Annotated in this window: 11 protein-coding genes and 1 tRNA gene; 9 read left to right on the forward strand and 3 right to left on the reverse strand. The window is 47.4% G+C overall.

What is annotated here, in order from left to right:
• Positions 1-12: 12 nt before the first annotated feature.
• Positions 13-2094, reverse strand: a complete 2082-nt coding sequence (locus ABJO30_10815) for a trypsin-like peptidase domain-containing protein (GenBank protein ID MEP3233309.1) — start codon at positions 2092-2094, stop codon at positions 13-15.
• A gap of 188 nt (positions 2095-2282) precedes the next feature.
• On the opposite strand from ABJO30_10815, the gene ABJO30_10820 reads away from it, so the two are divergent.
• Both ABJO30_10820 and ABJO30_10825 read left to right on the forward strand, forming a co-directional pair.
• Positions 2283-3086, forward strand: coding sequence for a phytanoyl-CoA dioxygenase family protein (locus tag ABJO30_10820; protein ID MEP3233310.1), 804 nt, complete (start codon positions 2283-2285; stop codon positions 3084-3086).
• Positions 3087-3257: 171 nt separating this feature from the next.
• Positions 3258-3902, forward strand: coding sequence for a hypothetical protein (locus ABJO30_10825; GenBank protein ID MEP3233311.1), 645 nt, complete (start codon positions 3258-3260; stop codon positions 3900-3902).
• A gap of 13 nt (positions 3903-3915) precedes the next feature.
• On the opposite strand, the gene ABJO30_10830 is transcribed toward ABJO30_10825, so the two are convergent.
• Positions 3916-4974, reverse strand: a complete 1059-nt coding sequence (locus ABJO30_10830) for a DUF2336 domain-containing protein (protein ID MEP3233312.1) — start codon at positions 4972-4974, stop codon at positions 3916-3918.
• A 618-nt stretch (positions 4975-5592) separates the two neighbouring features.
• Positions 5593-5680: transfer RNA gene (locus ABJO30_10835), tRNA-Ser, on the reverse strand.
• A gap of 739 nt (positions 5681-6419) precedes the next feature.
• Between ABJO30_10835 and ABJO30_10840 the strand changes: the two genes are divergently transcribed.
• Genes ABJO30_10840 through ABJO30_10870 form a run of 7 tightly spaced genes read left to right on the forward strand, consistent with a single transcriptional unit; the run spans position 6420 to position 14010 of the window.
• Positions 6420-7772, forward strand: a complete 1353-nt coding sequence (locus ABJO30_10840; GenBank protein MEP3233313.1) for a septal ring lytic transglycosylase RlpA family protein — start codon at positions 6420-6422, stop codon at positions 7770-7772.
• A 52-nt stretch (positions 7773-7824) separates the two neighbouring features.
• Complete coding sequence (locus tag ABJO30_10845; GenBank protein ID MEP3233314.1) at positions 7825-8982, forward strand: D-alanyl-D-alanine carboxypeptidase family protein; 1158 nt, start codon at positions 7825-7827, stop codon at positions 8980-8982.
• Between the two features lie 54 nt (positions 8983-9036).
• Positions 9037-9723: a dTMP kinase gene (gene tmk / locus ABJO30_10850; GenBank protein MEP3233315.1), complete on the forward strand. Its 687-nt coding sequence runs from the start codon at positions 9037-9039 to the stop codon at positions 9721-9723.
• A gap of 9 nt (positions 9724-9732) precedes the next feature.
• Positions 9733-10785 carry a DNA polymerase III subunit delta' gene (locus ABJO30_10855; GenBank protein ID MEP3233316.1) on the forward strand — a complete coding sequence of 351 codons (1053 nt, stop codon included), beginning with the start codon at positions 9733-9735 and terminating at the stop codon, positions 10783-10785.
• Between the two features lie 48 nt (positions 10786-10833).
• Positions 10834-12390, forward strand: a complete 1557-nt coding sequence (metG, locus tag ABJO30_10860; GenBank protein MEP3233317.1) for a methionine--tRNA ligase — start codon at positions 10834-10836, stop codon at positions 12388-12390.
• Positions 12391-13191 (forward strand): TatD family hydrolase, encoded by an 801-nt coding sequence (locus ABJO30_10865; GenBank protein ID MEP3233318.1) that lies wholly within the window; start codon positions 12391-12393, stop codon positions 13189-13191.
• Between the two features lie 3 nt (positions 13192-13194).
• Positions 13195-14010, forward strand: a complete 816-nt coding sequence (locus tag ABJO30_10870) for an MBL fold metallo-hydrolase (protein MEP3233319.1) — start codon at positions 13195-13197, stop codon at positions 14008-14010.
• The last annotated feature ends 84 nt before the right edge of the window (positions 14011-14094 follow it).

Consider the following 14094-nt stretch of genomic DNA (forward strand, 5'->3'; position numbering starts at 1 on the left):
GTTCTGCGATATTTAACGGCGCGGTGGCGCTGGCGGGGCATTGTCAATGAAACGCCGTGCCGCTTGAGCTTGGCGTGGATCAGCTTTCAGCAATTTTGCATAGGCTCTTTCAGCCAGTGCTTTATCATCACCCCATACGCCAGATTGAATAGCAAAGCGTAGAGCTTGTGGGTCATCGGCGATAACATCCATCAGCCATCGTGCATGGGGAAGCATCTCCATGAAACGGCCGCCTAGCTGTAGGGAGACAAGAAGAGATAGGCGCGCATTGATTGAGTTTGGTACACGCGTAACAACGGCTTCATGCAGGTTAATGGCTTCATTTGTCGCTCGCCCAATACCAAGTAATCGTCCTGCATTCACCATTTCACCGGGGTTTTCGCTTGTCAGGCAATAGTCTGTGAGTGCCTCAACGAGTGATGCGTCATGGGCTTGGCCTCTTGGTGTGTCCCGCGCAGCATCGACAGCTGCGACACAGCGGACAAAAGCTTTGCCTAATGTTTGCTGAGTGGTTGGAGCATCATCAGCATCAACGCCTGCCAATAATTTGTTGACTTGGGGCAGGGGCAGGGCTTCGTATCGGCCCTCACCACCACCAACAGCAATACCAGCAAGTTGACCTTGGGCGTTGATCAACGCGCCACCGCTGACTCCAGGTTGCATGCGTGACGTCACGTGGTGTCTGCCAAAGGGAGCGCCATTTGCTGGCGGCAATATCGTTTGTCCCGCGTCGAACACACGCACTTGCTGACGGGCCGCATCAGCGCCAACGGCGAAATAAGTGCCTTTGTCATAATGATCGGTTTGGCCATCTGCGGGCTTCAAAATCAAACCATCTGCAGGCAAGCCAGAAACACGCAACACGGCAAGATCACCTCGATAAGAAGAAGCGATGACATCGCCTTTAACGGGACCTGTTGGCGTCAGGATGTTGGCGGTTTTTCGGTCGCCAATCACATGGCGGTTTGTGACAACAAGGTCAGGCCCGATACGCACAGCACTCGCAATTGGATCAAAGCTCTCAATGGGGAAGACAGCCTGACGAGTAAGGCACACGGCGGCTGGATGCGGGCAATCTGGGTCGGTCGACCGTGCGATTGGAACTTGCTCCGTGCTCTCAGTGGGAGCGTTGTTCGGTTCCTCTTGTTCGAAACTCAGCGACGCGTTGATTTGACGGCCTTGGCGGATGATTTGCACCTTCGCTTCTGTGCCGTTTTGCACAAGTGCCATCTCAGAGCGCACATCTTGTGGGCGGCGGATCAGGCGGCCATTGATGCGCGTGATAATGTCACCAGCCAGAAGCCCGCTGGTTTCAGCGACGCCATCGCGCGTAACATTGCGGATAAGAGCACCAGAGAACTCAGCTGCCTGTACAGGACGCAGCCGCGTCACTTGCCAACCTGCTTGCACGTATTCCACCGCACCATCTTGTTGTAAGGCCGTTACAACGCGATCTAACAATCTTGCAGAAACAGCAAAATTAACACCCACATTGGTATCAGCTTGTGAGGCGAAAATTGCTGATAGCATGCCGACAAGTTCACCTGCTTCGTTCACCAGTGCGCCGCCAGAACTGCCCGGATTGCTCGCCGCATCATTTTGGATGAAATCTTCGACGGTATTAAAACCCGCATGACCTACACGAACCGCTGATACAACGCCGCAAGTGACTGAAAGATCGAGCCCATAGGCATTGCCGATAGCACAGACGGAGGATGAGATTGCTGGTTCATCTGCGAGTTTGAATGGGACGAGTGCCGCTTCTGTTTTCAAAAGCGCGATATCGCTTGCTTCATCTTTGCCAACCAATTCAGCAGGCACTATGCGGCCATCATGCAGGCGCACATCAATACGCCGTGCGGGCGCGATGACATGCCATGCCGTTGCGATCAGCCCCTCTTTGGTGATCACAACGCCGCTACCCTCAGGCGCAGTACCAGCCCGTGCACCCGTGCCGCCTTGTGGTTGGTTGGGCCAAACGGGTAACACCGAGACCACAGACTTAAGTGTTTCTGTTGGGATAGTCTGCGCTAAAGCTGGTTTAAAACCTGCAAAAACCACAATGATCATCAGAACAAATTTGAGAGTTCGCATCGTTTCATCAAACCTTTTTGTCATGTCGGTTTCTAACTAGGCCATGTCTGTATCGCCGCAGATAGCCTGCCACGCACTCAATAAACAGGCAACACTCCTTCGGTTATTGATCATTGATTGAATTGTTTTTCTTTTTCTGTGTCGGCGTGTAAGCTTTGCCAACGGACTAAAACGACAATGAGGACGCCATGGGTAGCTATATCACTGAGGATGCAAAACGGGAGTTCCGCGATAACGGTGTGACCGTTTTGCGTGGGGTGTTTTCTGATTGGATCAAAACCCTCCAAGATGGCGTTGCAGCCAACATGAAAGACCACGATCAAGGAGCTCGAATTTACAAGGGCGAAAACGGAGGTGGGCGCTTCTTTGTCGATTATTGCAACTGGGACCGGATTCCTGAGTATAAGGATTTCATCTTCAATTCTACCGCTGCTGAAATTGGAGCGGAACTGATGGAAAGCCAGAAGGTTCAGCTGTTTCATGAACATGTTCTGGTTAAAGAGGCTGAAACTGGTGTGCCGACACCATGGCATCACGATGCGCCTTATTATTGTGTGTCTGGACCTAAGACGCTCAGCCTATGGATTCCGCTTGATGTGGTGCCTCGAGAAACCACACTGGAGTTTGTTCCCGGGTCGCATAAGTGGGACACGTTATATCGCCCGCAGCGCTTTGATGGTTCCGCGTTGAACGAAGATGACGGGTTGGAGAACATTCCTGATATCAATGGCAACAGAGACGCTTACGATATCGTCGGCTGGGCGGTGGAGCCTGGTGATGCGGTGGCCTTTGATTATAAAACCATCCATGGCGCACCAGCCAACACCAGTGCTACCAGCGAACGACGAGCCTTCTCGTTGCGGTTGGTGGGTGATGGGGTAAGCTTTGTGCGCAGGGAAGGGATCGTAACATCACCACCATTCCCGCAGGTCACATTGCAAAACAATGAGCCGTTGGTTGCGGATGAGTTTCCAGTTCTATTTGGCGGATGATAGCGCTTAGCGTCGGTTGGCTATGTCAGATAATCTAAGATGTCGTGACGTGCGCAAGAAGCTTGCAATGCTGCTTAGCCACCCTATTATGCAGGCAACGAAGGTGAATGAAATCTGTCATATTGCCAGATCTGATCTGCGATAATTTATAGGACAGAGGGTGATTGTTAAATGCGGTTTATTACGAGTTCAAATAGATACCCTCTATCTTTAGGTCTCACGTGCATTTTGGTTCTAATTACCGTTATATTTTTCACGGCGCTCAATCTGGATGTTTTCCCTCAGCAGGCGCTTAACAGTGCCTTTGCTGAAAATGGTTTGGCTGAAATAATCCAAAACATCGCCTTGCTCATTAGCGCGGTGTGTTTTTTCGTTTTCTCGAAAAAAGTAGATCAAACACATAAGCCAGTGTTTTATTTTTTGAGCGCACTCAGTGTTTTATTGTTCTCCCGCGAGTTTGCTCTGGAGCTACCAACTGCGCTGGAAGACAAAGCAGACATTTTGGACACCTTAAAGTCAGTATTTAGAGTTGTCGTTGTCATGGCAGCGCTCGCGTGTCTTTTTAAGATCCTTAAATCGTGGGATGTTTTTAAAGGCTCACTTAAGCTGTACCTAATCTCAGCGTCAGCACTTGCTGCCTATAGCGCACTCGCGTTTATTCTATCGGCTTGGCCTTTTGATAGAATCAAGGATCTGGTGGACAATCCCACATATTTTGAAGAGTTTTTGGAAGTGAATGGCTACCTAATGTGGTGCCTATGTTCTTGTATTTTGCATCTGGATATTCAAAACATCAAGTCACGCGTAAATTCTTAAGCAACCTAACGCGTTATTTCTTCAAAAGCTCGCATGCAATGTTCTGCTTGAGGTTTTTATAAGTCCGCACGGCATCTGAAACCTTCTCACGAGAAGGCGTAGCTCGCCATACGTCTGAATTCAAAATTTCTTCGAGCGTTTTCTGTTTTAACCCTTTTGCTTTTGATGCAATCGCGAACTTTCGTGCGTCAGCATTAGAAATACACTCGAGCATGTCCTCTAAACCCAAGCCGGTTAAGGTTGAAAAGAAACAAATTACAATATCACTTGTACCGGAATTAATGGCATCTATGAGTGCTTTTTCGGTAATTTTAGTTTCCAAATATTGTTTTTGTATCTGATTTAAATTCTGCAATTCAGCATTGGTTTCATCGTTTAATTTGTAGCTAAAATTGTCATTGGTGTTTAATTTATCAATTTTGATTTCTAGGTGTATTTTTAATGGCCCATCAGCTTTTTCATTTATTTCATTCAGTTCGGCCAAATTGAATTTCTCAAGGAGATATTCCGTCGACTTAATAGTAATGTCGTTTCGGTTTAGAACGAGAAATTTGAGATTTTCATTGTTTGACGATTTATCTCCGATTATTCGAAATGTTTTTTGAGAAATCAAAGCGTTTAAATTTTCTGTCAAAATCCGCATGACTTCCTCATCGCCTTTTTCGACAAGCTTTGAAGAGATTGCAAAAGTCACATCAGCTCGAGCGGCAATGACAGCGCGATGCTGATCTCCTCGCACGCTTGTAACCACCAATAGATCGCGCTCACTTAAGATTTTGGAATGCGTAAGGATCGGCTTAGCAATATCAATTGGTTTTAACGCGAGGTATCTAACGATTTTTAAGGGGAGGTAGTCATGATTACAAATTTCGATAGAAATTTTAACATTGAATTGGGCTGGTGCCGCATCAAGGAGTTTCAATAAAAACTTTTCAATTTCATTTTTCTTATTTTTGTTCAATTTAGAGAGGTTATTCTTATAAAAATCCAAGCCATCAACAAATATTTTATAGGGATTTGATGTGGATTTAATACTTGATGGGTTTTCAATTTCAAATATATTATCGTCCATAACAAGTATCTCTATCTATATAATTATTAATATCTCATATTCCACATTCCAAATTTCAATTTATAGTATTTATATTTTCTGTATTTTTTTATTCTGCTTATAATGTGTATTAAATTAATTTAATTTTCAAATGATTATTGCCATCCTAACTATTTGTCCTCGAAATTAATTTGTTGTTTATATTTTTTTAGGGCTCAACCAGATGTCAGGGAAAGGTGCGAAATTCAGACGGTTTTGTCGAAAGTTTGCCGCTTTCAAGCGAACTGGAAATAGCTTCTTGGGGGCTACAGCACGACCAGAGCAATGATGAAGCAAAGCGAGAAGTGGCAAAGAAACTCCGCACCTCGGCAACGCCCCCTTTACCCTCTGCCTACCTAAAAACAAACGCGATCTAAGCTTCGTTGCACTTTGATGGGTTCATAGAAAAGGCCTTTTCCCGATAACGGGATCATAATGGGAAAGTTGTAGGACTAAATGGCCCGATTTTGGGGGAGCAAGTTGGCTCCAGTGTTTCCGTATAACTTAGCCAAAAAAAATAATAGTCGCGCGTAATCGGTGGGGTGAAGCCCAGTCGATTTCATTTATCTGATTGAAAAACATATGGATATAGATGTGATATGGCGGAGAGGGAGGGATTCGAACCCCCGGAGGCGTTAACCTCAACGGTTTTCAAGACCGCCGCATTCGACCACTCTGCCACCTCTCCGAGACCGCCTTATTGCTAGAATGTTGTTCAAAATACAAGAGCAAAAAACGCATTTTTTTGCCAAAACACAAAAAAACAATGGAATTGTGAAAAATCTCTTGGTTGAAGAGGCTCCGTAAGGCTGTGAAGGTTGGTGTTGTTAAGGGAGGCTTAACGATGAAAATGGGTTTTCCCAAAATTTTACAGGCGAATCGTGAACGCGATAGCGGTTGCTTTTTTTGTTACCCGCCTTGGCTTGCCTGTTAGCGCTCCAATCTTGATTGAAACGGTAGTTTGTCAGTTGAAAATCTGATGTGCTGTTATATGAATTTTGAAAATAAAGAAAATATATTGAATAGATACAATGACTTACGTTTTTTTGTGGCGGTGAATTCGGCGTATGCTGTATTGCGTCTGAGGATCTATACAGGCTGCGAAAATGTCCTTTAGAGATCAACGGCGCTGGCAAAAATAGGGAAGAGGCGGCAGGTGCAGAACCATTTCCTTCGCCATAAGGGGTGAAAGTTGTGAGAATTTGGGGCTGAAACTACTTTTTTGATGGCAGGGACGAGGGGTCCGAGGCGTTGTCCTTAATGCCATGTTTAGAATTTTAGCTAATTTTATCTTATGTGATCGAAGTGTTTGATCATTGGGTTGAGTGCGCGCGTTTCTCACACGTTTGTGTTGGTGTTGCGGATAAGACTCGTGGTATACCAATGTATCCACAGACTGTCGGGATTTTACGGGGAATGTGCGCACCATGCCGGTGAGAGCTAAAAAAACGTATTTGCATACTGCAATGCTTGCAGGTGTTGCTGTTGCATTGTCTGCCTGTTCGGGTGAATTTTCGAAGACACCGTCTGCAGGTATTCCAGGTCTTAAGAGCGCGAATAAAACGGCCAAAAGTGCGGTTGTTAAGCCGCCCGTGTCTGGAGAAATCCGCACCAAAGCAAAGTTTAAAGCTGGCCGCAGTTATGGCGCCGCTAGTGAGCGCATTGTAAAATCAGCATTTGCACCCGTTCCACGTGGTGGCGGACGTGCTGTTGTTGGCAAGCCTTACAAAATTAATGGGCGCTGGTATAAACCGCGCCACCAGCCAAATTATAATAAGACCGGCATAGCCTCTTGGTATGGTCCTAATTTCCATGGTCGCAAAACGGCGAACGGTGAAGTTTACGATCAAACCGCCTTGTCGGCAGCGCATCCAACGTTGCCGCTTCCAAGTTATGTGCGCGTTGAGAATGTACGAAATGGTCGCTCTGTTATTGTTCGTGTGAATGATCGCGGGCCTTTCCACAAGACACGCATTATCGATTTATCCTATCGCACCGCTGAGCTTTTGGGCACGCGGGCAGGGGGTATTGCTAAAGTTAAGGTGAAATATATCGGTCGTGCGCCAGTTGATGGTAGTGATGAGAAATATCTTCTATCCTCCTACAAGGGGCCGGGTTCAGTTGAACCAAGCAAAGTCGCGGCTCGAAAAAAGCTGCTTCAATATGCAGGCTTATCGCCGGAAGAAGTGAATGCGGCGCTTAATGGGGAAATTGGTGGTGAAACGCAGATTGCTGCAGCACCAACGCGGGTTATTCAGCCTGCCGTCCCGAAGAACCCAGCTCCAACCCCAGCGCCGATCTTAGTATCCAATACACCAACAGCACCTGCGGCATCGATAAAGCCAGCAGCTCTTGTTGGCTCGGGTGACGCCGGTCCTTTGGTGTTGCGCCCTCGTTTGTTGTGGCAAGAAGGCGGATCAAGCACTGTAACGCCTAATCATGGCCAACCAGCACAAGTGATTAAAGCAAGACCAAATGGGCAGAATGCTTATTTGCCGACGGTCAATGTTCGTAATGTGTTTGATGGTTTGCTGAAACCATCAAAAGTTCAACCGTTAGCGTTTCAAATCCGCCAAACGATACTGATCGGCAAAAATGTCGCGCATGATGATGCGTTTAAGTTTGTTGAGCAATTTAGCCGTTATGGTTCAGTCTCGCTTTCAAGTGAGTTAAACAAGAAAAACAGCTACGCTTCAGTAACACTTGAGACTAATTTACCTTTTGCTCTAAAGATAATTCGCAAAACGGCTCCAAATGCTATAGTTATTTCTCAAAATTGAGTTTACTACTCGCGTTTTGTTGGGGGACAAGATTTCTCGTTTGGATAAGATGATGGCACATCGCACTGTTTTCTATTTATTTTCTGCATTCTTTCTATTCATCGCAAGCTCAACGGTCTCGGCTCAGGTTTATTCAACTGAAGCAAAACATGCCATTTTGATAGATGTCGCCTCCGGTGCCACCTTGTATGAGCATGATGCTGAAACGAGAATGCCGCCTGCTAGTATGGCGAAGATCATGACGCTTGCTGTGGTGTTTGATGCGTTGAAGCGGGGCGAGCTTTCGCTAAAAGATGGGCTGCCGATGTCCATTAATGCCTGGAAAAAAGGTGGCGGTAGTTCGGGCGGGTCGACAATGTTTATCGACCCCAAAACGGAAACTGTTTCGGTTGAAAACCTTATCCGTGGCGTTGCCATACAATCAGGCAATGACGCTTCAATTGTGATTGCGGAGGGTATGTCGGGAAATGAAACCTCTTTTGCGACCCGTATGAATAACTTCGCCAAAAGCGTTGGTATGACCGACAGTAATTTTACCAATGCAACCGGATTACCAGACCCTGATCAATATACGACTGCGCGTGACCTTTCGATCTTAGGGCGCCATGTGGTTCATGAATATCCTGACCTTTATAAGATTTTCTCTGAACCTGAGTTTACGTGGAACAAAATTCGCCAGTTCAATCGCAATCCGTTGCTGAAATCCAAAATTGGTGGTGACGGTATTAAAACTGGTTTTACCAAAGAATCTGGATACGGGATCGTTGGATCCGCTGTTCAAGATGATCGTCGTCTCTTGCTCGTTATCAATGGTTTGGAAACGCGCAAAGCGCGGTCAGAAGAAGCACGCCGCATGTTGAGTTGGGGTTTCCGCTCGTTTGAATCAAGACCGATCTTTGCAAAAGGTGAAGTTATTGGCGGTGCGAAAGTATTTGGTGGAACACAAAGTCGCGTCGATGTGGTTGCTAAGCAACCTGTCGCTATTCTCTTGCCAAAAGGGGTCAGTGGACGCCTAACGGCGAAGGTCCATTATAAAGGCCCTCTGGTTGCTCCTGTTGAAGCGGGGCAGCCTGCTGGTAAGCTCATTGTTAAATTGGATGGCAAGGTGGTGAGTACCACTGAGGTGTTCACAAATGACGATGTTGAAAAGGGGGAGTTGCATCAACGCGCGTTGGATGCAATTTTCGAGCTAATGATCGGCTGGATATAACCGACGCTATTTAGCGCGTCTTGCTGAATTTGATGCGGCTAATGGGGGCGAAAAGTGTCTGGGGTCTTTGTGACATTTGAGGGCGGCGAAGGGGCTGGTAAATCCACCCAAATAAAACGTCTTGCAGATTACTTAAAGAAAAATGGCTATAATGTTGTTTTAACTCGAGAACCTGGTGGTTCAACGGGTGCCGAAGCTGTTCGACAAGTGCTCTTGAGCGGTGCGGCTCAGCCATTTGGTGCAGAGACCGAAGTTTTGCTGTTTGCCGCAGCTAGACTTGATCATATGCGTGAAACCATCCTGCCTGCATTGGCGAACAATAAAATCGTTTTGTGCGACCGCTTTTATGATTCCACCCGCGCTTACCAAGGCGGTGGGGATGGTGTTTCCGCTGACTATTTAAAGCAAATGGAAGAGATTGCCGTTGGTGACAAGCATCCAGATCTCACCATCATCATGGATATTGCGCCAGAAATTGGTTTGGAGCGTGTGACGAAACGGCTTGTTGCAGGACAAGACGGTGCGAAAAACATCATCGATCATATCGACCGCTTTGAGAAAGACGACATCGCCATTCATGTGAAGCGCCGTGAAGCTTTTTTGAAAATTGCAGCTGATGAACCAAAACGCTGTATTGTTGTGGATGCGAGCCAAGATCCTGAGAATGTTGCGGGAGTTATCAGCGCTTGTATTCAGCCCTTCTTGAAACCGCTCTCAACACCAAAACCTAAGAACAAATAAGGGCTACCAATGCAGTCTGTTGATTATGACATACCGATTGCCGATAGGATTGAGGGGCTGCTTCAACCTTATGAAAACGGATGTTTTGTTGGTCAAGAGGCTGCGGCTGAGCGTTTTCTGGCAGGTGCCAAGGCTGGGCGTTTGCATCATGCTTGGCTGTTGTGTGGGCCGATTGGCGTTGGAAAAGCTAGTTTTGCCTTTCGGATTGCTCGCGCTTTTTGCGAACTCAATGCAGATCAACCATTGCCGGACATGGATGCGCTTGTCGCAAGTTCTAATGCCGATAACGCCGTGTTTCGCCGTATCGCCAGCGGCGGACACCCTAATATTCTCCACCTCCGTATACCGATGGATGAAAAGACCAAGAAATTCAAAACTCAGCTGACGGTTGATGAAGTGCGCCGCAGTGTTGGCTTCTTTGGTGCAACAGCGGGGGAATCTGGTTGGCGGGTTGCAATCGTTGATAGCGCAGACCAGATGACAATCAGTGCCGCCAATGCTTTGTTGAAAATATTGGAAGAACCGCCTGAAAAGACGCTGTTTTTCCTGCTCAGCAGCCAACCCGGTCGATTGCTTCCGACCATTAGGTCCCGCTGCCAACAGTTAGATTTCAATTCTCTCAATTACGCCGATCTGACAACTGCCTTATCGGCTGCTAGCAATGGCAAAGCGTTGAACTTTGATAGCTTGCAAAACTACAATGCTCACCTTGGTGGCAGCGTTCGTCGTGCGTATCAGTTCTTAGAAAATGAAATGGCCTCGCTGGTCGATGACTGTCACTCATTGCTTGCAAGCCAACCAAATTATAATATGGGGGCATTGCATAGTTTTGCGGATCAAGTGGCGGCAAGAGGTGGCGATGAAAAGTATCATTTCTTCATCGATCTCATGGAGGATTACATTAGCCAAAAAGTTAGAAGTGATGGCACGCCAGAGACGCTTGTCAGTTTGGCTAAGGTATGGGAAAAGATGCGTGAGCGGATTGACCTAGAATCACGCATGAATTTGGACCGCAAACAAACAGTGCTCTCCCTTTTTCATGATGTGTGCGAGGCATCCTAAGGACACCGTTGCCGCTTTCAACGGCCCCGTATTTCGACAAGATTGACCATGGCTGACCCAACAAACACGTCTCCCTTTTATCTCACAACTGCGATCGTATACCCAAATGGTCGACCGCATATTGGCCATGCCTATGAGCTGATCGCCAGTGATGCGATTGCGCGTTTCTTCCGCCTTGAAGGCCGTGACGTCTATTTTCAAACTGGTAGCGATGAGCACGGCATAAAGATGATGCAGACAGCGCGTGATCTTGGCATTACGCCGAAAGAGCTGGCTGATCAAAACGCACAAGTGTTCATTGATATGGGCGAGGCGCTTGATTGTTCTGCGGATCGTTTTATTCGCACAACAGAAGAAGTCCATAAAGAAGCCTGCCAAGCGATTTGGAAGAAGATGGAAGCCAATGGCGACATCTATAAGGATAGCTATTCTGGTTGGTATTCTGTTCGTGATGAAGCTTACTATGATGAGAGCGAGACGGAAAAGCGCGAAGATGGCAAGCGATACGGCCCGCAGGGGACTGAAGTTGAGTGGGTTGATGAGGAGAGCTATTTCTTCCGTCTTTCAGCATATGGCGACAAGCTTCTGGCGCTTTATGAGGATCAGCCTGATTACATCGGCCCACGTGAGCGTAAGAACGAGATTGTTAGCTTCGTAAAATCTGGCCTTCGCGATCTCTCTGTGTCCCGCACGACCTTCGACTGGGGTGTGCCGGTGCCTGGTGATGAGAAGCACGTGATGTATGTGTGGGTTGATGCGCTCACTAACTATCTAACAGGCGTTGGTTTTCCGGACACGGATGCCGAGATGTTTAAAAAATACTGGCCTGCTGATGCACATATTATTGGCAAGGACATCACGCGCTTTCACGCCATCTATTGGCCCGCGTTTTTGATGTCTGCAAATATTGAGCTTCCAAAGCGAGTGTTTGGGCACGGTTTCGTTTTGAACAAGGGCGAGAAAATGTCGAAGTCGGGCGGCAATTCGCTCGATCCGTTTGATTTGGCCAACGAGTACGGCGTTGATCAAATCCGCTATTTTCTTCTGCGTGAAGTGCCATTTGGTAATGACGGAAGCTACAGCCATGAGGCTATCGTCAACCGCGTGAATGCCGACCTTGCCAATGACCTTGGCAATCTTGCTCAGCGTTCCTTGTCGATGGTTTTCAAAAACCTCGATGGAAAGCTCGACGCGCCGCAAAACCTCAGTGCTGAAGATGAAGCAATCTTGGCGCAGGCTGATGGTATGTTGGCTGCGTGCCGCACGGCCATGGAAAGCTACGCCATTCACAAGATGACGGGCGCGATTTGGGATGTGGTGGCTGAGGCCAATCGCTACTTTGCAGGCCAAGAACCATGGGCTTTGAAAAAGACGGACCCTGAACGTATGGCCGCCGTGCTTTATGTGACGGCTGAGATTGTGCGTCAGGTTGCAATCTTAGCGCAGCCGATTGTTCCAAAGTCGGCAAACGCTTTGCTGGATATTCTCAAGGTGGATGCCGGCAATCGTCAATTCGCAGACATTGCAACACGGCTACCTTCAGGCTTGGTGATTGATAAGCCAGAAGGTGTGTTTCCGCGCTATGTGGAAGAGGGGGCATCCTAAGTGCTTGTTGATAGTCATTGCCACCTCGATTTCCCAGATTTCGAGAACGAGCTCGACGATGTGGTCGCCCGCGCGTCTGATGCTGGCATCAAATATATGGTGACGATTTGCACGAAGGTTCGTGAGTTTGAACGCATTCATTCTGTGGCTGAACGGTATGAGAATATCTATTGTTCTGTAGGTACACACCCTAATAATGCAAATGAAGAAACTGATATAACCTACGACGATATATATAAAAAATCCACTTTAAGTAAGGTGGCGGCGATTGGTGAAGCTGGTCTTGATTATTTCTACGATAAGGCGACACCTGCCAATCAAGCAGCAAGCCTTAAGCTGCATATTGCAGTCGCTCGGGACACCGGATTGCCGCTTGTGATACATGCACGCGATGCTGACAAAGACATGATCCGCATTTTGGAAGAAGAGACTGGGAAGGGTGCCTTCCCAGCAATTTTACATTGCTTTTCGTCTGGTCCAGAGCTTGCGCGTGTTGGTGTAGAGCTTGGTTTGTACCTCTCATTTTCAGGCATTTTGACCTTTAAAAACGCCCACGAAATCCGCGAAATCGCTGCTAGCGTTCCAATGGATCGGCTTCTCGTTGAGACAGATGCGCCGTATCTCGCACCCATGCCTTATCGCGGAAAGCGCAATGAGCCGGCATATACAGCGCATACAGCGGCAGTTTTGGCGGATGTGAAAGGCGTTTCCAATGAGGAAATTGCCCATCAAACCACATCTAATTTCTTCCGATTGTTCAAGAAAATACCGCCGCCAGAAGGCTTTGGTGGCGAAGGATAACGGATGAGTGACGCCCGCACAGTTTTTACAATTCTAGGCTGTGGCTCATCGCCGGGTGTGCCGCGAATTGGCAATGATTGGGGCGATTGCGATCCAAATAATCCGAAAAATGAGCGTTTGCGTTGCTCTCTATTGATTGAAAAATTCAATGAGAACAACGATGTAACGCGGGTTTTGATTGATACATCGCCGGATATGCGACAGCAGTTGCTTCGGGAGAAAGTGGATAAACTTGATGGCGTGCTCTTCACCCATCCGCATGCTGACCACATTCACGGCATTGATGATCTACGTGCGTTTTGGATCATCGAAGGTGGCCGTCGCGTTGACACTTATGCTGATGCGCCAACCTCTGAGCGGCTGCATGAAGCATTTGGCTATTGTTATAAGACGCCTGAAGGAAGTTCTTATCCGCCAATATTAAACGATCACCGCATTGAGCCTTATGAGCCTGTCACCATCAATGGCGCTGGCGGTCCCATTACAGCGCTGCCATACGAGCAGACCCATGGCGATATTATTTCTCTCGGCTTCCGAATTGAGAATTTTGGCTATTCTAGCGATGTGAACGCTCTGAGCGATCAGGCATTCGATGCGCTGGATGGCGTCGATATATGGATCGTCGATGCGCTGCGCTATAAGCTGCATCCAAGTCATTTTAGCGTCGATGAAGCTTTAGTGGCCGCAGGCCGCGTCAAAGCAGCGCGTACGATCTTCACGCATATGCATATTGATCTAGATTACGGCAAGCTCAAAGCCGAGCTACCAAAAGGCGTTGAGCCAGCATATGACGGTATGAAGATCGAGGTATCTGGCTAAACTTATATTCGCTATATAATAAAAGTTCCATAATATATATTATGCGAATTAAGCTTGTGTGTATAGCTGTAGCCCTCTTTTGAT

It is taken from the genome of Hyphomicrobiales bacterium (assembly GCA_039973685.1).
Taxonomy (GTDB): domain Bacteria; phylum Pseudomonadota; class Alphaproteobacteria; order Rhizobiales; family JACESI01; genus JACESI01.

Coding starts and splice junctions, on each gene's coding strand:
- ABJO30_10855 (MEP3233316.1), top strand. CDS start 9,733: ATGCAGTCTGTTGATTATGACATACCGATTGCCGATAGGATTGAGGGG.
- ABJO30_10845 (MEP3233314.1), top strand. CDS start 7,825: ATGGCACATCGCACTGTTTTCTATTTATTTTCTGCATTCTTTCTATTC.
- ABJO30_10840 (MEP3233313.1), top strand. CDS start 6,420: ATGCCGGTGAGAGCTAAAAAAACGTATTTGCATACTGCAATGCTTGCA.
- ABJO30_10820 (MEP3233310.1), top strand. CDS start 2,283: ATGGGTAGCTATATCACTGAGGATGCAAAACGGGAGTTCCGCGATAAC.
- ABJO30_10830 (MEP3233312.1), bottom strand. CDS start 4,974: ATGGACGATAATATATTTGAAATTGAAAACCCATCAAGTATTAAATCC.
- ABJO30_10815 (MEP3233309.1), bottom strand. CDS start 2,094: ATGCGAACTCTCAAATTTGTTCTGATGATCATTGTGGTTTTTGCAGGT.
- metG (MEP3233317.1), top strand. CDS start 10,834: ATGGCTGACCCAACAAACACGTCTCCCTTTTATCTCACAACTGCGATC.
- ABJO30_10870 (MEP3233319.1), top strand. CDS start 13,195: ATGAGTGACGCCCGCACAGTTTTTACAATTCTAGGCTGTGGCTCATCG.
- ABJO30_10825 (MEP3233311.1), top strand. CDS start 3,258: ATGCGGTTTATTACGAGTTCAAATAGATACCCTCTATCTTTAGGTCTC.